The sequence below is a fragment of the Sphaerisporangium sp. NPDC005288 genome, from assembly GCF_040607475.1.
Taxonomy (GTDB): Bacteria; Actinomycetota; Actinomycetes; order Streptosporangiales; family Streptosporangiaceae; genus Sphaerisporangium; species Sphaerisporangium rhizosphaerae.
Genome location: NZ_JBEXGT010000080.1, coordinates 1 through 19,004, shown reverse-complemented (window position 1 = coordinate 19,004; position 19,004 = coordinate 1). Strand labels below are relative to the sequence as shown.

General features: G+C 69.5%; 12 protein-coding genes. 8 read left to right on the top strand and 4 right to left on the bottom strand.

What is annotated here, in order from left to right:
• Positions 1–92 precede the first annotated feature (92 nt).
• Positions 93–569, bottom strand: a complete 477-nt coding sequence (locus ABZU32_RS39675; RefSeq protein WP_354931663.1) for a hypothetical protein — start codon at positions 567–569, stop codon at positions 93–95.
• A gap of 50 nt (positions 570–619) precedes the next feature.
• Entirely contained in the window at positions 620–2,839 is a 2,220-nt protein-coding gene (locus tag ABZU32_RS39670) for a hypothetical protein (protein WP_354931660.1), read from the bottom strand.
• Between the two features lie 419 nt (positions 2,840–3,258).
• Between ABZU32_RS39670 and ABZU32_RS39665 the strand changes: the two genes are divergently transcribed.
• The 6 genes from ABZU32_RS39665 (at position 3,259) to ABZU32_RS39640 (ending at position 15,192) form a co-directional block, all read left to right on the top strand.
• Positions 3,259–7,821, top strand: a complete 4,563-nt coding sequence (locus ABZU32_RS39665; RefSeq protein ID WP_354931657.1) for a hypothetical protein — start codon at positions 3,259–3,261, stop codon at positions 7,819–7,821.
• 536 nt (positions 7,822–8,357) lie between these two features.
• Entirely contained in the window at positions 8,358–8,609 is a 252-nt protein-coding gene (locus ABZU32_RS39660) for a hypothetical protein (RefSeq protein WP_354931654.1), read from the top strand.
• On the top strand, positions 8,606–8,797 hold the full coding sequence (locus tag ABZU32_RS39655) for a hypothetical protein (RefSeq protein WP_354931651.1): 192 nt from the start codon (positions 8,606–8,608) through the stop codon (positions 8,795–8,797). Before ABZU32_RS39660 ends, ABZU32_RS39655 begins: the two co-directional genes overlap by 4 nt.
• On the top strand, positions 8,794–9,216 hold the full coding sequence (locus ABZU32_RS39650) for a hypothetical protein (RefSeq protein WP_354931648.1): 423 nt from the start codon (positions 8,794–8,796) through the stop codon (positions 9,214–9,216). Before ABZU32_RS39655 ends, ABZU32_RS39650 begins: the two co-directional genes overlap by 4 nt.
• Before the next feature lie 581 nt (positions 9,217–9,797).
• Positions 9,798–14,522 (top strand): WD40 repeat domain-containing protein, encoded by a 4,725-nt coding sequence (locus ABZU32_RS39645; protein ID WP_354931645.1) that lies wholly within the window; start codon positions 9,798–9,800, stop codon positions 14,520–14,522.
• A 442-nt stretch (positions 14,523–14,964) separates the two neighbouring features.
• Positions 14,965–15,192, top strand: coding sequence for a hypothetical protein (locus tag ABZU32_RS39640; RefSeq protein ID WP_354931642.1), 228 nt, complete (start codon positions 14,965–14,967; stop codon positions 15,190–15,192).
• Between the two features lie 500 nt (positions 15,193–15,692).
• Here ABZU32_RS39640 and ABZU32_RS39635 read toward each other — a convergent pair whose 3' ends face one another.
• Complete coding sequence (locus ABZU32_RS39635; RefSeq protein ID WP_354931639.1) at positions 15,693–16,643, bottom strand: hypothetical protein; 951 nt, start codon at positions 16,641–16,643, stop codon at positions 15,693–15,695.
• Positions 16,644–17,497: 854 nt separating this feature from the next.
• On the opposite strand from ABZU32_RS39635, the gene ABZU32_RS39630 reads away from it, so the two are divergent.
• Positions 17,498–18,259 (top strand): hypothetical protein, encoded by a 762-nt coding sequence (locus tag ABZU32_RS39630; protein ID WP_354931636.1) that lies wholly within the window; start codon positions 17,498–17,500, stop codon positions 18,257–18,259.
• The gene (locus tag ABZU32_RS39625) at positions 18,256–18,444 is read left to right on the top strand and encodes a hypothetical protein (protein WP_354931633.1); all 189 of its coding nucleotides are present in this window, start codon (positions 18,256–18,258) and stop codon (positions 18,442–18,444) included. The genes ABZU32_RS39630 and ABZU32_RS39625 overlap by 4 nt, the downstream gene beginning before the upstream one ends.
• Before the next feature lie 266 nt (positions 18,445–18,710).
• Here the strand turns inward: ABZU32_RS39625 and ABZU32_RS39620 are convergent.
• On the bottom strand, positions 18,711–19,004 hold a 294-nt coding region (locus ABZU32_RS39620), incomplete at its 5' end, for a hypothetical protein (protein ID WP_354931630.1).

Here is a 19,004-nt window from a genome sequence, read left to right as displayed (position 1 = left end):
GGCGGGTACGGCGGACGTGACATCGGCACTTGTGAACTCCTCCCAGGACACATCGTCCCAAGCACTCGGCTGTCCACAAGACCGGGGCAACATCAGACGATGAGATAAAGCAGTGCCGGTGACGAGGCGTCGAGGGCGTGCGTCGCGCATCTCATGCAGCGCAGGCCCTTGCGTTTGATGTTCGCCAGCGAGGTCATCATCACGTTTGCGCAGGACGGGCACTGTATGCGCCAGAAGGCGTGCATGCGCCCCGGGTAGGGTTCCAACGCTTCGAAGCCGGCCGCGGCCAGCAGGGCGATGGCCTCCTCGTCGGCTAGTGCTCGTGGGCGGCGCCCCACCCCGGCGCAGACCTTGCAGGCGCCGTGGCCTGCTTTGATGTTGGACAGCCGCGGTGTGATCTCGCTGTTGCAGCGAATGCAGCGGCTATGCCAAGGGCGGGAGATCCCCGGGTAGGGGACCAACGGCATCTGGCGATTTCGTTCCGCGAGGTCGTAGTTGGTACGCATCGCCAACGGGCCGCAGGTGCCAGCTAGCGAACGGAACACCCCGCCCCCCAGCAGCGACCGCACGAACCAAGTCCCGCGCGCGCGTTCAACTGCCTCACGAAACTCACGAAAGCCTAGTCAGAGGGCACATGCCCTGCCTTACCGATCACAGGTTGGTCTTGCCGGTGGTAAGGGAATGGGTGTGCGGCCAGGTAGTCCTGCAGCTCGCGGTGCCGGAACTGGTAGCCGATGCCCGCCACCCGCATCAACCCGACCCCGCTAGCCCAGTGCAGCAGCCAGCCCAGCCGCCACGGCAACCACACCGTGTTCCATCGCCGGGTGCACACCAGCAACGCCACATACCGCATCCCCGCGACCCCGCCTATGAGCCCGACCGCGAGTCCAGCCGTGAGTCCGGTCGTGAGTCCGGTCGTGAGTCCAGCCGTGAGTCCGGCCGCGCGCCCGGCTGCGAGCCCAATCGCGGGCGCGCCCGTGACCCCGATCGCGATCCCGGTCACGAGTCCGAACGCGATTCCGCACACGATCCCGATTGCGATCCCGAACGCGAGCCTGGAGATGAGATCGGCGTGCACCAAGTCACGAGGGTCTGCCACGCCTACTGGCTCGAACTTGAAGAACCCCGCCGCAAGCCCGGCTCCGAGCCCCATCACGAGGCCGATCGCGAGTCCGGCCGCACGTCCGATCGCGAGTCCGGCCGCACGTCCGATCGCGAGTCCGGCCGCACGTCCGATCGCGATCTCGAACACGAGTCCGATTGCGATTCCGCATACGAGTCCCCCCGTGAGACCGGCCGCGAGTGTGCGGCGGCCGGCGCGGGTTTGCAGGCGGCGTAGGTTGATCCGTCTGGGCTCTGGCCAGATCGTGCGCCAATCGGACCACATCGTCGTCAACGCCATGAGCGTCAGCGAGCTGGCGAGGACCATCTGCTCGGAATTCGATCCGCTGGGAAACTGGGTGAGAGTGGCTACGCCACCAAGTATCCAAACGATGACCATGAAGGCGGCAGTGAGCAGCCGGGGGCGAGTGCCGGCCAGGGGCCAGAGCTCGTGGAGCACGATGTCGGTGCCCGACAGGGCCCGCCCGCCGAGAGTGCGGCCGCTGCTGGTGTTGGTGTGCAGGTAGCCAGCCAGGTGTGCCAGCCACCGGTGTACCCGGTCGGCGTCGGCGCCGCCCGGGGGTGGGTGGAGCGCGACGGCGGCCGGGATGAACAGCCTCAGCAGATGGTCGCGCACCGCGGAGGGGACGTCCAGGCGCGCATCGGTCAACTTGGCGGGGTCGCGCAGGAACGCCCCGGTGATGGGATCACGTTGCTCGTAGACGGTGGCGGCCAGGGTGAGCCGCCACGGGGTGGACAACCCGACGGCCAGCGGACCGCCCGGCGCCCGCCGGATGGCCTGCAACACTGGCTCCCAGCGGGCCACGTCGTCCACCCGGCCGTCGAGGAACGCACGGGCCTGGCGGCCGTCGACCGGGGCGATCTCCACCCGGGCGGCGTCCTGCGCCCAGACCAGCAGTTCCTGCAGAGCCTGGTACTGGGCGGTTCGGCAGGTCAGCACCACCGCCCCCTTGCCGCGCACGTCCTGGTAGGCGTTGATCGCGCGCAACACCCGCCCGGCCCGCGAGTCGTACCCGGGCTCGGCCGCGGCGTCCATCTCGTCCAGGCCGTCGATCACCGGCACCACCAGCCGGGCCGCGACCATCGCCTGGGCCACCGCGCCTCTTACCCGGTAGACCTGTGTCAGGTGGCTCGACAACCAGCGCTCCATCACCTTCGGGCCGCTCAGCTCTGTGTCCAGCGACGCGGCCGAGATCCGCACCGGCACCCGCTCACCCGGCCGGCGGGGCGGTTCGAGCAACCCCAGGATCAGCTCCACGGCCAGGACCGTCTTGCCGGCGCCGGGCGCCCCGGTGATCACCATCCGCTGCGGCGACAGGCCGCGGTAGTACTCCACCACCTCGGTGAGGCGGCTACGCCGCCCGGCGCCTTCGGCGTGGTGAGCCGGAGCCCGCTCCAGGACGAACCGCACATCGATGGGCCTGTCATGCTCGCCCAGCAACCGGCGGCGTGCCATCCGCTCGCTGTCCAGGACGGCACCGGCCAGCCGGGCCGCGACGTCCTCCAAGCTCTCCTGCGAACGTGCCGCGCGCACGCTCATCCACGCCGAGAACGCACCGACCGCAAGGCCCAGCAGACCGATGACCGCGCCGATCGGATCGTAATCGCCTGCACCGGAACCGGGGGCCGCCCGCCAGGCCACCATCGTGGCCGCGCCCACCGCCGCCAGCGCGACCGCTCCCCACGCCCACGCCGCCCCGCGCCCGCCGGTCCTCATGGCTCAGATGATGACCTGCTCGACATGGCGCCTGCCGGAGGCGCCGATGGGTGGAATTGAGTTGTAACCGTCGCGGGGATTCTCCATGTGCAACACGTGGTAGGTGTCGCATTCACTCCTGTTCGCCCGTTACTTCCGGGAACATGCATTCTCGTTACCAACATGCGGTACTTGTCTCCATTCGCTTCGAGAGTTCTTTGAAACTGCGCGATGCGGCAATCACCCAAGATCCTGCCGGTTGAAATGCAGTCTGCTCATCGACCCTCGCCCGGAAGCTCGTTTATAACGATCAGTTCGGATCGGGTAGCGCTTGCTGAAGTTGGGGCGATAGGACCGTTGATGCCGCTCGTGTCGCGCTGTACACGCCGTGGCAGATGGCGACGTCCGGATGTGGTTCGCTGCGGGGTGAGGAGCAGCTCGTGGGGGCAGGGGGCGAGCGGCTTGAGCCGCTGGAGCCGGGTGCCCATGGTCTGTCGCCCGCTGATCTGCAGGCGGCGCAGCAGGGCGCGCGTGGCTGGGTGCGGCAGGTCGCCGGGCTGTCGGCGCGTGGGGTGGCGTGGGCGACGCCGCGGGCGTTGCTGGCCGGGTTGTGCGCCAGCGCGCTCGTCCCGCTGGCATTGGCCGAGCCGGGTCCGGCGGTAGCGCTGGCCGGGCTGAACATCGCCGGGTCGCTGGGGGCCAATGTGCTGTCGGACCTCATCAGTTCGGCATTGGCCGCCGCCCGCACCGGCACCCGCACCGGCCCGCGCGCCACCGGCCTTCCTGCCGGGGCTGTCGTCGAGGCCAACGGGCAGGAGGCCGCTGCTGAGCTGGCGTGTGATGTCGAGCGGGTGGAGCGGGAACTGGCCGCCGGCCTGGAGCGGATTTTGCAGGCCGGTGACGCGCGCGCCGAGGCGCTGGCGCAGGCCTTGGCCGGGGTGCTGGCCGAGGTCGAGGTGAGCCGGGTGGTGCTCAGTGAGGCGGTCGCCTGCGGGGACGAGCGGCTGCTGGCGGAGTTGGTGGCGGGGTTTGCTGCGCTGGGTGAGCAGATGGCGGTGTTTGCTCCGCTGCTGGGACGGCTGGATGCGTCCGTCGGGCAGATCGTGCGGATGCTGTATCGCCAGGACGCCGTACAACGCCGGCAAATCGCCCTGTTGCTGAGGATGGGTCACCAGCTGGGCGAGCTGAGCGGCCGGTTGCCGCCAGGCGGCGCGTTGCCGCAGGCCGGGCAGGGCGTGGTTGGCAGGGTGTGGACGCAAGGGTGCCCGTATCAGGGGTTGGCGCCGTTCGGGGCGGCCCAGGCGGGGGTGTTCTACGGCCGGGGCCAGGCGACCGCGCGGCTGGCCGCGATGGTGACCGCGCATCGCGGGGATGGGTTGATCGTGGTGACGGGCGCCTCAGGGGCGGGTAAGTCCTCGCTGCTGTACGCCGGGCTGCTGCCCGCCTTGGACGGCGCGGTGTCCGGCCGGCCGGACACCGCGTCGGAGGAATCCGGGGAGGGATGGTTGCCGATCGCGTTGGCTCCCGGGCAGCGGCCGTTGCGGGAGCTGGCGATGCAGCTGGCGGTGCGGTGCGGGGCCGACCCCGAGGTGGTGCTGGCCGAGTTGCGCGCTGACCCTGGGCGGGCGGCGGTGCGTGCCGGGCAGGTGCTGGCCGCCGAACAGATCCGCCGCCAGGGTGGGGACGGCGAATCCCGGCTGCGGCTGATCGTGGTGGTCGATCAGTTCGAGGAGGTGTTCTTCCCTGCCTCGGCCGAGCGCGCCGGGGAAGCCGAGGCTTTCGTGGCCGCGCTGGAGGCGATCACCACCGGCGGCGACCCGGCCGCGTTCACCCGCGCGAGCAAGGCCCGGATAGGCGGGGTGCGCGGGGAAGGGGCCGGGGGGGTGGTGGTCGCAGTGCGCGGCGACTTCGTCGACCGGTGCGCCGCCTACCGGGTGCTCGCGCGGGCGCTGGAGGAGCGGGTGTTCGTGCTGGACCCGATGAGCGAGCAGGAACTGCAGCGGGCGATCACCGGGCCGGCCGCTGCGGCCGGTTTGGTGGTGGAAGACGGGTTGGCCGAGCAGGTGGTCCGTGAGCTGGTGGGCCATCTGCGTGTTCCGCCAGGTTCGATGGTGTCGGGCGGGACCGGGCCGACGGTGCCGGGGGCTGCAGGGGCATTGCCGCTGTTGTCGATGGCGATGGTGCGTACCTGGGCCAACCGGGAGGACGGGCGGCTCACCCGGCAGGGCTATGACCGTTGCGGTGGGGTGGCCTCTGCTGTAGCCGACACCGCCGAAGAGGCCTACGCCCGTCTGGACACTCGCGGGCAGGACATCGCTAAGCGTGTGATCCTGGCGTTGACGATCACTGGCGCCGACGGGCAGGTCACCCGGCGCCGCGTCCCCGTGGCCGATCTGGGTGAGCCTGGGCACCCCGGCGAGCGCGCGCTGGTCTCGCGGGTGGTGGAGGTGTTCACCGCCGCCCGGCTGATGATCAGCGGACCATCCTTCCCCGCACTCGTACCGGTCAAGCAGCCGCCCAGGGCATCGACCGGCGGCGTGGGCGAGGAACACGGCGCCGTTGGGAGGCATACCGCTTCAATCACCGCCATCGGCGGTTCCGCTCCGTCAGATCCCCCCGAGGCCACGACAGCGGCGGGCACGGTCGAAATCGCGCACGACGTGCTGATCACCGCGTGGCCACGATTACAGTCCTGGCTGGCCGACGAGCACCTCGACCGAGTCTTGCACGGCGAGATCCTGCAGGACGCCACCGAATGGCAACAGTGCGGCCGCGACCCCTCGTTCCTTTACCGCGGGATCCGGCTCAAGGCCGCCGACAACGCCGCCGCGCGGTGGCAGGCCGATCCCGGCCGCTACCCCGGCCTCGCCCTGCCCAGTACCGCTGAGGCTTTCCTGCGGGCCAGTACCCGCGCCGCCACCGCGACCCGCCGCCGCTGGCAAACCCTGTTCACCGCGCTGGCCGCGCTGCTGGTGATCGCGATCATCACCGCGGTGATCGCCGTGCGCTTCGGCCAGGACGCCGACCGGCAACGCATCACAGTGCTGACCCGCAACGCCCAGATCCTGTCCCCTCAGATAGCCGACTACAGCCGATCCCTGCTTCCCGATGACCCGGTGACATCGGCGCGGCTCGCCGCCGCAGCCTGGGCCATCGCCCACACCGCCGAGGCACGAGCCAGCATGGCCGCGCTGATAGCCCAACCCGCGCGCGCCACCCTGACCGACCACACCGGCGGCGTGTCGTCCTCGGTGGTGTTCAGCCCGGATGGTACCCGTCTGGCCTCTGCGGGATGGGACAACACGGTGCGGGTGTGGGATGCGGTGACTCACCGGCAGCTCGGCGCCTCGCTGACGGGGCACACCGGCCCTGTGTCCTCGGTGGTGTTCAGCCCGGATGGTACCCGTCTGGCCTCTGCGGGATGGGACAACACGGTGCGGGTGTGGGACGCGGTGACTCACCGGCAGCTCGGCGCCCCGCTGACCGGGCACACCGGCGAGGGGGTGCTCTCGGTGGTGTTCAGCCCGGATGGTACCCGTCTGGCCTCTGCCGGACGGGACAACACGGTGCGGGTGTGGGACGCGGTCACTCACCGGCAGCTCGGCGCCCCGCTGACCGGGCACACCGGCGAGGGGGTGCTCTCGGTGGTGTTCAGCCCGGACAGTACCCGTTTGGCCTCTGCCGGGGCTGACGGCACGGTGCGGGTGTGGGACGCGGTGACTCACCGGCAGCTCGGCGCCCCGCTGACGGGGCACATCGGCGAGGTGTTCTCGGTGGTGTTCAGCCCGGATGGTACTCGTCTGGCCTCTGCCGGGGCTGACAAAACGGTGCGGGTGTGGGACGCGGTCACCCACCGCCAGCTCGGCGCCTCGCTGACGGGGCACACCGGACCTGTGTCCTCGGTGGTGTTCAGCCCGGATGGTACCCGTTTGGCCTCTGCCGGGGCTGACAAAACGGTGCGGGTGTGGGACGCGGTCACCCACCGCCAGCTCGGCGCCCCGCTGACCGGCCACACTGGCTCGGTGTACGGGGTGGTGTTCAGCCCGGATGGTACCCGTCTGGCCTCCGCCGGACGGGACAACACGGTGCGGGTGTGGGACGCGGTCACCCACCGCCAGCTCGGCGCCCCGCTGACCGGGCACACCGGCGAGGGGGTGTTCTCGGTGGTGTTCAGCCCGGATGGTACCCGCTTGGCCTCCGCCGGGGATGACAAAACGGTGCGGGTCTGGGACGCGGTCACCCACCGCCAGCTCGGCGCCCCGCTGACCGGCCACGCCTACTGGGTGTCCTCGGTGGTGTTCAGCCCGGATGGTACTCGTCTGGCCTCCGCCGGGTACGACAAAACGGTGCGGGTCTGGGACGCGGTCACCCACCGCCAGCTCGGCGCCCCGCTGACCGGCCACACCGACTGGGCGACCTCGGTGGTGTTCAGCCCGGATGGTACCCGTCTGGCCTCCGCCGGGGCTGACGGCACGGTGCGAGTGTGGGATGCAGTGACTCACCGGCAGCTCGGCGCCCCGCTCACCGGGCACACCGGCGAGGGGGTGTTCTCGGTGGTGTTCAGCCCGGATGGTACCCGTCTGGCCTCCGCCGGGGCTGACGGCACGGTGCGAGTGTGGGATGCAGTGACTCACCGGCAGCTCGGCGCCCCGCTCACCGGCCACACCGACTGGGTGTCCTCGGTGGTGTTCAGCCCGGACGGTACCCGTCTGGCCTCCGCCGGGTACGACAAAACGGTGCGGGTCTGGGACGCGATCACCCACCGCCAACTCGGCGCCCCGCTCACCGGCCACACCAGCCCTGTGTCCTCGGTGGTATTCAGCCCGGACGGTACCCGTCTGGCCTCCGCCGGGTACGACAAAACGGTGCGGGTCTGGGACGTGTCGCTACCCCACGATCTTCTGCGTGCGATTTGCGAGATCGCGGGCCGATCATTCAGCAGGCCGGAATGGCAGCAGTACATCCCCGGCGAGCCGTACCGTCAAAGCTGCCCCGCTCGCTGAAGCATTACGATCGACCGGCCAGCAACCCCGCCTTGCCGGCCATGGCCGACCGTCCCTGCCACCACTCCCGGGTATCACGACGCTACGACGTTCGCTTCGGGCGGGCCCGACGCCGAGCAGTCCGCCGTGAATTTGAGTGGGCCCCGCGAGGTGTCGCCAGTCATGGTGGCAGGTCCCGCCGACCGCTCCGTACGTGCCAGACGGAACCCAGGCGCTGGCCACGGTCGAGGCTATGACCGACGAGCAGGGCGCCGAGATGCTGGAACCCACCCTGGACCACTGGGCGATGGAGGCGCCGACGTCACCTTCGACACCATCACCGTGGACGACGACGACGCCATCCGCCCGGAGGGGCCGCCGGTGTCCCGGCCTCCGACATGCTCATGCCCGGCGTCGCGGAATCGTCGCTCGGCCCGATCCCCTACCCTTGCGCTGGCGCCGGAGACCGCCGGAGCAGGCATCACCGACCTGCGAGGCCGGACACGTTCCCAGCCCTGGGACCTCTCCACGGGACAGCTACCTGAAGTGGACACGGCGTGGCGGGTGCGATCGCGATCGCCACCCGCTCAGTTGACCAGGTCGTCTACGTCAATGACGCCGGTGACGACGATGAGGTGCTGTGGACGGCCGCCGCGACCGTCACCCTTCCCGAGGAATGGTTCGACCTGGTGTACCGCAGCGAGCACGTCGTGCTGTGCGGCCCAGCCGACAGCTCTCACGAGGACCTGCAGCGCGCGTCGGCCGCCGGTGAGCTGCTGGCCGTGGCAGCGCGAGTGAGGTTCTGGTGACCGCGCAGACCTCCACCGACGCCGAGCGTACCGAGCATCTGCGCGCTGGCGCGCGTATCACCTTGGACCAGCTCGCCGTGCACTTGGACGCGGCCGCGGTGTGGCTGCGGCAGGTCGCGATCGCCGCCGAGACTCCGGCCGTGCCGGTGGAGCTCGGCGACAACGTCAGCGAGCGCTGGACACGATGACGAAGGAATTGGCCGGTCTGGGCCGGGACGTCGCGCGCGCCGACAGCGTCATCACCGAGTTGCAGCCGCTGCGTCCGTTCGCGCCGGACCGGGCTCGGTGGGGTGCCCTGCGCGCATGGCTCCGACCGGGACCGGTGGGGCAAGCGGCTGACGCCGCTGCACGCAAGGGACGCCACGGTGGCCGGCCACCGGTCATCACCGACGACATGCTGCACACCGTGCTGCGCCGCCGCGCGAACGGTGAGTCGGTGGAAGACATCCGCCCTGACCTGATCATCTCCACCGGCAAGCGCAGAGGAAAGTACCCGAGCCTGGCCAGCATCTACCGCGCACTCGCCGAGCACGCCCAAACGCAGGTCTACCCTGAAGCCGTCGACCAGGCCCACGCCGAGTTCGCCGCGCTCCCGGCCAGGACCTGACACAAGCTCACCGCAGGGCAGCGATATGCGCCCGATTTCCGGCGAGTACTTCGGCGACCCCAGCCGGCGAGCCACAGAGTCTGGGGCGTCCACAGCGACCTGCGCGGCGGACTGCTCAGCCAGAGCAGCGACCTGGTCCCCCGCCCCGACCTTGCGCAAGGTGTGCAGCAGCTCGGCCACAGCGGAGGGGCTGTCCAGGGTGACCCACGGGGCGGCCCAGTTGGCGGCACGACAGGAATCGGCAGGGTGCAGGGCGTACAGGTGGGTGACGAGAGCGGTAGCAGCGGCCGGGTCACCGTGGGTGGTGGCACGTTTATGGAGTTGGGCGGCGTCGCGGAACAGGCCGCGGGCCCGAGCGGCATCCCCGAGCGCTTTCAGACCGGCGGCTAGGCTGGCCTGCCGTGCGGCGGGAGTCGACCCGCTGCACGACATCGTTCAGCGGGCCGTCCCGCCAAGTGCCGTTTCCGCACCGCCCGGCGAGTCCCGAGGGTCATCCGTGCCGGAGGACAAGGAGGAACTCGGCCACGCCGTGATCGGCGAGGTCCCCGAAGAACGGGACCCCCATCGCCGTGACGGCCCGAATGGTCAGAACATTCTGCGCATATGAGGTAGCGCTCGGTGAGGTTGCGTCGATAAGTCTCTGGATGCCGGTGACGGCGCAGATCAGTCGCCCTCGGTGGTGGTCATCTGGTGTCCGGCGTGGCGGGGCGAGGTGGGGGGTGTCGCGGGTGGGCTTACACGGCGAGCCACAGGCAGAGCAGCTTGAGTCGGGTGGCTCGGCCTTGGCGCCTGCGCAGGTGGCGGCGGCCCAGGAAGGTGCGCGCAGCTGGGTACGGCAGGCGGCCGCTCTTTCCGCGCAGGGGGTGAGGTGGGCGACGCCGCGGGCGTTGCTGGCCACGCTGTGTGCCAGCGCGCTGGCACCGTTGGCCGTGGAGGAGCCGGGCCTGGCGGTAGCAAAGGCCGGGATCACGGTGGTCGGGTCGGTGGGGGCGAACCTGCTGTCGGACATCATCGGCGCTTCCCTGGCCGCCGCCCGCGCCAAAAGGCAGGCCACCCCGCACACGCGCGATGACCACGCCGCGGCTCCGGGTGATCAGGCTGGGGAGTTAGAGGCGCTGGTCAAGCAGGTGGAGCGGGAGCTCGCGGCCCGCCTGGAGGAGGTGTTGCAGGCCGGTGACGGCCACGCTGATGCGCTGGCTGAGACGCTGACGGTGGCGCTGGCCCAGGTTGAGGCCACCCAGGTGGCGCTCGGCGAAGCCATCGAGCACGGTGATGCCCATCTGTTGGAGGAGATGAAGGCGGGGTTCGCCGAGCTGGACACCGCCACCGGCCGACTTCAGCAGACCTTGTACCGGCAAGACGCCGAGCACCGCTTCGATCGGACGCAGCGCCAGCGGCAGGAGGCCCTGCTGGTGGTGATGCGCGACCAGCTGAGCGAGCAGCTGGGCGCGCTGGAGCGCCGTCTGGCGGCCATCTCTGGCCCGTCGCCGCAGCACGAGGCGGGCGCAGGTGTGGTGTGGGCGGACGGGTGCCCGTATCAGGGGCTGGCGCCGTTCGGCCCGGGCCAGGCCAGCGTGTTCTACGGGCGCGGGCAGGCCACCGCCCGGCTCGAGGCGATGGTCACCGCCCACCGCGGCGGGGGTCTGATCGTGGTGACCGGAGCTTCGGGCGTGGGCAAGTCCTCGCTACTGCACGCCGGGCTGCTCCCCAAACTCACCCAGGCCGCCGAACCTGCCGGCGGCGTGCGGTGGGTAAAGGTGAGTTTCACTCCCGGGCAACGGCCGCTGCAAGAGCTGGCGGTGCAGCTGGCGGTGCCATGCGGCGCCGACCCCGACGCCGTGCTGGCACAATTGCGCGCCGACCCCGCCCAAGCACGGGGGCGGGCCCGGCAGGTCCTGGCCGCCGAGGCGATCCGCCGCCGCCAGCAGGACCAGACCGACCGTACCGGCATGCGGTTGCTGATGGTCGTCGACCAGTTCGAGGAACTGTTCACCCCGGTCACCGACACGCATGCCGAGGAGGCGGAGGCGTTCGTGGCCGCCTTGGAGGCGATCACCGCCGATGCGAGTCCCGCGACGCCACTACCAAAACCCTCTTCAATTGGGCACCTGGGAGGGGATCGGGCGGGCGAGCAACCGGCCGGGACCGTGGTGATCGCGGTGCGCGGTGACTTCATCGACCGGTGCGCGACCCATCCGGCGCTGGCGCGGGCGCTGGAGGAACGGGTGTTCGTGCTCGGCCCGATGAGCGAGCCTGAACTGCAACGGGCGATCACCGGACCGGCCGCGGCGGCCGGGCTGTCCGTGGAAGACGGCCTGGCCGAGCAGGTGATCCGGGAACTGGCCGGCCACGCCCAAACCACAAGCGGAGGACAAGGCGGGGGCGGCGTGGTGGGTGCGCTACCGCTGCTGTCGATGGCGATGGTCCGCACCTGGCACAACCGGGACGGCGATTGGCTGACCCGGCAGGGCTATGACCGCTCCGGCGGCGTCGCCTCCGCCGTCAACGACGCCGCCGAAGAGGCCTACACCGCCTTGAACCCCGACCTGCGACAGATCGCCGAGCGCGTCATCATGGCGCTGACCCTCACCACCGCCGACGGGCAGGTCACCCGGAGACGCGCAACCTGGCAGGAACTGGCCGCACTGTGCGAGCCCGAGCAGCCGCAGGCGGTCCGCCACGTTGTCGAGACCTTCGCCGCCGCCCGGCTGATGGTCACCGGCCCACCGCCCCCGGGGCGGCCGCCGGAGGTGACTGCCGTGAGCGCCGCTGCCAGTGATGCCGCCCAGAGAATCAACGCCGCTGCGGCGACACCCACAGTCTCGGCGGCGAGCACGGTCGAGCTCGCCCACGACGTGCTGGTGACAGCGTGGCCGCGGCTGCGTTCCTGGCTGGCCGAGGACCAGGCCGACCGCATCCTGTACGGGGAGATCCTGCACGACGCCGCCGAATGGGACGACACTGGCCGTGACCCCTCCTTCCTCTACCGCGGGATCCGACTGGAAACCGCCCGCAACGCCGCCACCCGCTGGCACGCCGACCCCGCTCGCTACGTCGGCCTGACCAGGCCCGCCGACGCCTTCCTCAACGCCGGCACCTACGCCGCGACCCGCACCCGGCGCCGCTGGCAGACCGTGTTCGCGGTGCTGGCGGGGCTACTGGTGATCGCGGTGGTCACCGCAGTGGTCGCCGTGCGCTTCGGCCAGGACGCCGAGTGGCAACGCGCCTTAGCCTTCAGCCGCAGCGCCCAGATCCAATCGCGCCAAACAGCCGCCTACAGCCAGTCCCTGCTGCCCGGTGACCCGGCAACTTCGGCGCGCCTGGCTGTGGCGGCCTGGGCCATTTCCCCCACCGCTGACGCACGGGCCAACATGATTTCGCTGCTCAGCCAACCCGCCCGCGCAGTCCTGGTCGGACACATCGATGGGGTGTTGTCGGTGGCGTACAGCCCTGACGGCACCCGCCTGGCCTCCGCCTCTGTCGACAAGACGGTGCGCGTGTGGGATGTGGCCACCGGCAAACAGGTCACCTCGCTGAACGGCCATACCAGCGACGTGGAGTCGGCGGTGTTTTCCTCGGACGGGACGCGCCTGGCCTCCGCCTCAGCTGACAAGACGGTGCGGGTGTGGGATATGGCCACCGGCAGGCAGGTCGGCGCTCCGTTGACCGGCCACACCGACACGGTGTACTCGGTGGCGTTCTCTCCCGACGGGGCGCGCTTGGCCTCCGCCTCCGTTGACAAGACGGTGCGGGTGTGGGATGTGGCCACCGGCAGGCAGGTCGGCGCTCCGTTGACCGGCCACACTGACGGGGTGTTCTCGGTGGTGTTTTCCCCGGACGGGACGCGCCTGGCCTCCGCCTCAGTCGACAAGACGGTGCGGGTGTGGGATGTGGCCACCGGCAGGCAGGTCGGCGCTCCGTTGACCGGCCACACCGACGCGGTGTACTTGGTGGCGTTCTCCCCGGACGGGACGCGCCTGGCCTCCGCCTCAGCTGACAAGACGGTGCGGGTGTGGGATGTGGCCACCGGCAAGCAGGTCGGCGCTCCGTTGACCGGCCACACTGACGGGGTGCTTTCGGTGGCGTTTTCCCCGGACGGGACGCGCCTGGCCTCCGCCGGGTTCGACTACACCGTGCGGGTGTGGGATGTGGCCACCGGCAAGCAGCTCGGTGCTCCGCTGACCGGCCACATCAACGCGGTTTCTTCGGTGGTGTTTTCCCCGGACGGGACGCGCCTGGCCTCCGCCTCAGTCGACAACACGGTGCGGGTGTGGGATGTGGCCACCGGCAGGCAGCTCGGCGCTCCGTTGACCGGCCACACCAGCACGGTGGACTCGGTGGCGTTCTCTCCAGACGGGACGCGCCTGGCCTCCGCCTCAGCTGACAAGACGGTGCGGGTGTGGGATGTGGCCACCGGCAGGCAGGTCGGCGCTCCGTTGACCGGCCACACTGACGGGGTGTTCTCGGTGGTGTTTTCCCCGGACGGGACGCGCCTGGCCTCCGCCTCAGACGACAAGACGGTGCGGGTGTGGGATGTGGCCACCGGCAGGCAGCTCGGCGCTCCGTTGACCGGCCACACTGACAAGGTGTTCTCGGTGGCGTTCTCCCCGGACGGGACGCGCCTGGCCTCCGCCTCAGACGACAAGACGGTGCGAGTCTGGGATGTGGCCACCGGCAAGCAGCTCGGCGCTCCGCTGACCGGCCACACCGACACGGTGTACTCGGTGGCGTTCTCCCCAGACGGGACGCGCCTGGCCTCCGCCGGGCTCGACTACACCGTGCGGGTGTGGGATGTGGACACCGGCAAGCAGCTCGGCGCTCCGCTGACCGGCCACACTGACGCGGTGTACTCGGTGGCGTTCTCCCCGGACGGGACGCGCCTGGCCTCCGCCTCAGACGACAAGACGGTGCGGGTGTGGGATGTGGCCACCGGCAGGCAGCTCGGCGCTTCGCTGACCGGCCACACTGACGGGGTGATTTCGGTGGCGTTCTCTCCAGACGGGACGCGCCTGGCCTCCGCCTCAGCTGACAAGACGGTGCGGGTGTGGGATGTGGCCACCGGCAGGCAGCTCGGCGCTTCGCTGACCGGCCACACCAGCGACGTGGCCTCGGTGGTGTTTTCCCCGGACGGGACGCGCCTGGCCTCCGCCTCGGCTGACAAGACAGTGCAGGTATGGAACGTTGTGTTGCCGCAGGATTTCCTGCGAGCAGTCTGTGGCATCACGGGCCAAGGGTTCACTCCTGATGAGTGGCAGCGGTACATCCCTGGCGAGCCGTACCGACGGATCTGCCCGGCTTCCCGCTAGGTGTATCGACACGCGGGGTTGGTTACGCAGGTGATCGGCGGTTGGCTTCTCAGCACGATGTCGTAGCGGCGGGACTGCTTCAAGGCGGTGAGCCGGGGAGATGCACCTGGGCCGATACACACGCGACCTCCTTCTCCAGGACGTACTCGCGCGGCACGCGATACCCACCTGCACGCGGGGTCCGGGCCGGCCGGGCGGGTCGGTGTGTGCATGCGAAAAGCCGATGAACGGATGCCTCCTCGCGACGTCACCACTGGGCGCCACTCCTTGACATAGCAGCCCCCCGGGATGGCCTTGGACCCGTCCTTGGCCGACCGCAGCGTCCCGGCGAACCGACCGGCCGTTGAGCGAGATGTGCTCGCCCCAGGGCCGTAGGTGTCGACCTCAGTGTGTTCCCACCCGGGAGGATGAGAAAAACGTCGAGGCCGGCCCCGGCGGGGTCATGACCGACGAGGTCGGCGTCATCACCGGCGAGCTGACGGTGGCCACCGACGTCGAAGGCGACCAGGCCACCATCCTCATCCAGTACACCGGAGCCGAGGAGTGGTACACGGTGGCCGGCGGACCGCTCACCATCGTCGCCGGCGACGGGCCGTGGCTCCATGCAGCCATGGTCCGCGCGGTCCAGCACGGCCTTCCGGAAGGACTCACCGGGTTCGAGATCACCTGACACGCCGCCCCGGCACCCTGACACGGGGAGCCGGGGCGGTTTCCGCGTTGCCGCCGTCAGGCGCGGTGCCAGCGCCACCGGATGTCGCCGCTGGTCAGCGTGCACTTGTACCTGCGGCTGGTCACCTTGGCATACCCGTACCGGTAGTGAGCGGCGGCCGGGCAGAACGCGCCCGGTGTGATGCAGTTCCAGTGGTTGGCGACCCGCCGGTACTGGCAGGCCGCCGCTGCCGCAGACGCGCCGACCGTCCCCGCGGTCGCAGGAACGACGAGCAGGCCGGCGGCGAGCGCCGCGGCGCAGATAGCGATCGGACACGCAAGAGGTCTCCTCAGTCAGATGGGGCACCTGAGAGACGACCTGCGCGGCGGCGTGGTTGGCGGACTGTCCGGGGCCGGCCACGCTCCTGCCGGTATCGGCTTCCACTTACCCGCCGTTAGGCATTGAACGCCGCGACGACTCGCGACAGCGAACGGGCAAGCTCACCAGTAACAACTCCGAGGTCACCGCCCGGTGGCACGCAGGCGCTGCAGGCGAACGAACTCCACGGTGCAGGCCTCGTCAATCCGGCGACGCCGTCGCGCGCTCAGCTCGGCCGCCGTCGCGGGATCGTGCCCGTACAGCCGCGCGTACGCCGCCGCAACCGCCGCGCACGCGTCCAGGGCCAGCAGCGTGGCCGCGCCAATGCCCAGCAGATCGGGCGTGGCATGCACTTCGTCGGTGCCATCACCAGCGATAGCGTCGCGCAGCATCCACTCTAGGCTGTGCACGACGCCAGAACCGATCTGGTATCCGGCCGGGCGGTCCGGGAACAGGCGGTTCACCAGCGGGGTCAATTTCGGCTCCAAGTCCAGGAACGGGCCGTCGTCGCGATATCTCACTCCCGTGAGCCGTTCACCGCGGCGGCGTACTTCAAGGTCGGCCTTCTCCATCAGGCTGATGAACTCGTCACGTGCATGCATGGTTTTCTCCAGCGCGCCGATGACCCTCACCGGATGCTCGTCCGGAAGGCTGCAGATGGCCGACACCTCCTGGGTGCGACTGCGAAGTCCCAGCAGAGCAGCACGCAGCACCCGATCCCGGTACCCAACATCCGGATCGATCAGGTTGCACACCTGGGCCGCGGCCTCCGCGACAACCCGAGACAGGGTGATGTGCGCGTACAGCGGCAGCTCAGGCCCCGAGAACGCCTTTCTGAGCATCGCCAAGTGGTCAATAAGATTGAGCAGGATCGTGCGCGCTGTGCGATGCGCCTCGCTCCACAGCCTCTTGCTGTGTTCAGACGCGGATTGCGACACCTCCCGCTCGACCATGTACGGCGAGCCCGGGCGAGGCTGCTGGCCAGTGCTCTCCACGCTCGCCTGCAGCGCTTGGGCCTCCTCTGCCAGCACCTCGGCGCAGCAAGTGACGATCGACGGCAGCGGCGTGCCCGGCTCGGTCGCAGTGGCGGTCATCGCACGACTGTAGACCCTCGGCATTTCGCAGGAATACCGCTTCCCACGCCTTCCCGGGCCGGTAAGGCTGAGGGCGCTCTGCGGGGGTGTCAGGCGCTGCGGCGGGCGACGATCATCTCCGGCTACAGGTAGAACCGGATGATCGTAGAGGGAGACTCGTGGTCGGGTGGCGGCCACGACAGCCGTTTCAGGGTGCGCTTTGGGATGTCGGCGTTGCTGATGGCCAATACGGGCCGAGGGTACCTTGGATTGCCATAGTGGTTCGTGACGGTCGCAAGATCATCGCTCAGGCGTCGTCCAGGACATCTCTGGCCGATCCTCGTGGTGCGCAGGTGGACAACAGATTGAGCAACGCGGCAAAGGGAAGCTGCTCAGGTGCCAGCGCTGGGTGACCAGGCGCCCACGGTCGATCGAGCCGGAAAGTCCGCCACGAAGGTACCCCGGCGACGGTCGCTGTCCTCGCGAGGCAGCATCTCTACAGCATTGGCGATCAACTATCCGAACACGGCCAGATCGGTCTGAGGCGACTGGGGGACTATCCATTCGCTTGACCAACCAATTCGCCACCCGAGTGGATCACATCGCCGCACTTTCTCGACAAGCTGATCGACTTTCCAGAAATCGGTGCAGGTCTTAGTGGAGGTCTCCTAAGATGCTGCCTGGCAGAGACGCCTGCCGGTCCGAGCTCCAAGCGCCTACGCCGCCCGGAGCGCCGACGACGAAGCGGCTGTGACGACGCGTCCACTCTCATCACATGCCGTCCTGGGTGGCGTGCGTAGGGCTCCGCCAAGAGGGACGTCATGCCTACTCGACCTCGCCTATCCCGGAACTTCCAGCGTCGCGTGCGCCTTCGCATGAAGCTCACGGGGGAGACCTACACCGCTGCCTGCGAGGCCCTGAAGAAGTTCGAGGCGCTGCGACCGCTCAATGCGGCGATGCACATTGCTCGGCTGGTCCCGTTGGAGGCGTTCTCCGGCTACCAGCAGCGCCTGAGTGTCGCGTGCGAACCTCACGGCCACGTGACCGCCACAACGGCCGCCGTGCTCATTCGCGGGACCGGCTGTCGCCTTTGCGGCCGGAGCAGGTTGCGGCTGGAACTCGACCAGGCCATCGCCCTCATGCTCGAGGCTGGACTGGTGCCGCTAGAACCGTACCCGGGAGCGAGCGCCCGTTGGCGATGCCGCTGCGCCACGTGCGCCAGTATCGTTACGCCCCGGTTCGCGAACATCCGTGTCGGCCAGGGCGGATGCATGTACTGCGCAAGGGCCCGGCGTCAATCGGATCTGGGAAGGCCTGCCCTACTGGAGGTGGTCTCGCATCCCGAGGACGGCCGCGTCATGATCGGGATCAACCTTCGCCTCATGCCGGGCTGGGTCAGGTTAGCGACGATTGACTGTTCGAGGGGAGTAGCCCGGGAAATCTTGCGGCACCTCCTCGACCACTTCCGCGATCGCGGTATCGAACCAGTCCGGCAAGAGTCGTGGAACATCGCTCCTGACTGGGCCCTGACGCTCTCCCAGGACGAGATCCCGGCCCATGACATCGCGGGCCAAGTGCAGCGCATTGCTCTTGAGCTGCAGAGCATCGGCCAAGAGCCCAGGGAAGGTGTCGGGTGACGGTCATCGACACCCTCATGCTGCTGCTCGGCCTGGCTGTCGCAGCGATCATTGCTCTACTCGCCGGCATCCTCACTTGGTGGCAGAACCACTCGCTGCCCGCAGCCATCCTCGGCGGCGGGCTCGCCTTCGCAGGGACCTTCAGTCTGTGGCTCATCGCTGTCCAGACCCTGAGATCACTATAGGCAGCTGTGAAACCGTACGCCTGGGGATGGCGCAGCGCCTGAAGCGCCATGCCTCCTCGGTGCTGGTGGTCGACACCCTCACCATCTGGAACGAACTGCAGGGGTAGCCAGAGGGCTTCCGTCAGGTATGCAGCCGGCGGGAGCCTTCTGCTGTGCACCCCCGCAAGGGTGGCCTAGAGCTTGCTTCGGCGGAAGTACGGTGAGTAGCTGCGACGCATCAGCCGGTTCGCCGTCGGGCCAGGCCGACAGGTTTCCATCGCTCTCGTTCACCAGAGGTCGCGGCCGAACTGCGACAGATCAGGGGCGTTTTCGATTTTCTTGTCTACGAAGTCCGCAGCGTGTTCCCACCAGCTGCGGTGGGTTACAGGGCCGAGTGCTAACCGCAACACGCCTTCGGGTTGGTCTTGAGGAGTTCGCGGCAGCTCGATGACTTGGTAGGCGGTCACGCTGTTGGCGTTGAGGGAGTGATGTTGCCCCGGTCTTGTGGACAGCCGAGTGCTTGGGACGATGTGTCCTGGGAGGAGTTCACAAGTGCCGATGTCACGTCCGCCGTACCCGCC

Coding starts and splice junctions, on each gene's coding strand:
- ABZU32_RS39670 (WP_354931660.1), bottom strand. CDS start 2,839: ATGAGGACCGGCGGGCGCGGGGCGGCGTGGGCGTGGGGAGCGGTCGCG.
- ABZU32_RS39650 (WP_354931648.1), top strand. CDS start 8,794: ATGACGAAGGAATTGGCCGGTCTGGGCCGGGACGTCGCGCGCGCCGAC.
- ABZU32_RS39645 (WP_354931645.1), top strand. CDS start 9,798: ATGGTCAGAACATTCTGCGCATATGAGGTAGCGCTCGGTGAGGTTGCG.
- ABZU32_RS39640 (WP_354931642.1), top strand. CDS start 14,965: ATGACCGACGAGGTCGGCGTCATCACCGGCGAGCTGACGGTGGCCACC.
- ABZU32_RS39635 (WP_354931639.1), bottom strand. CDS start 16,643: ATGACCGCCACTGCGACCGAGCCGGGCACGCCGCTGCCGTCGATCGTC.
- ABZU32_RS39630 (WP_354931636.1), top strand. CDS start 17,498: ATGAAGCTCACGGGGGAGACCTACACCGCTGCCTGCGAGGCCCTGAAG.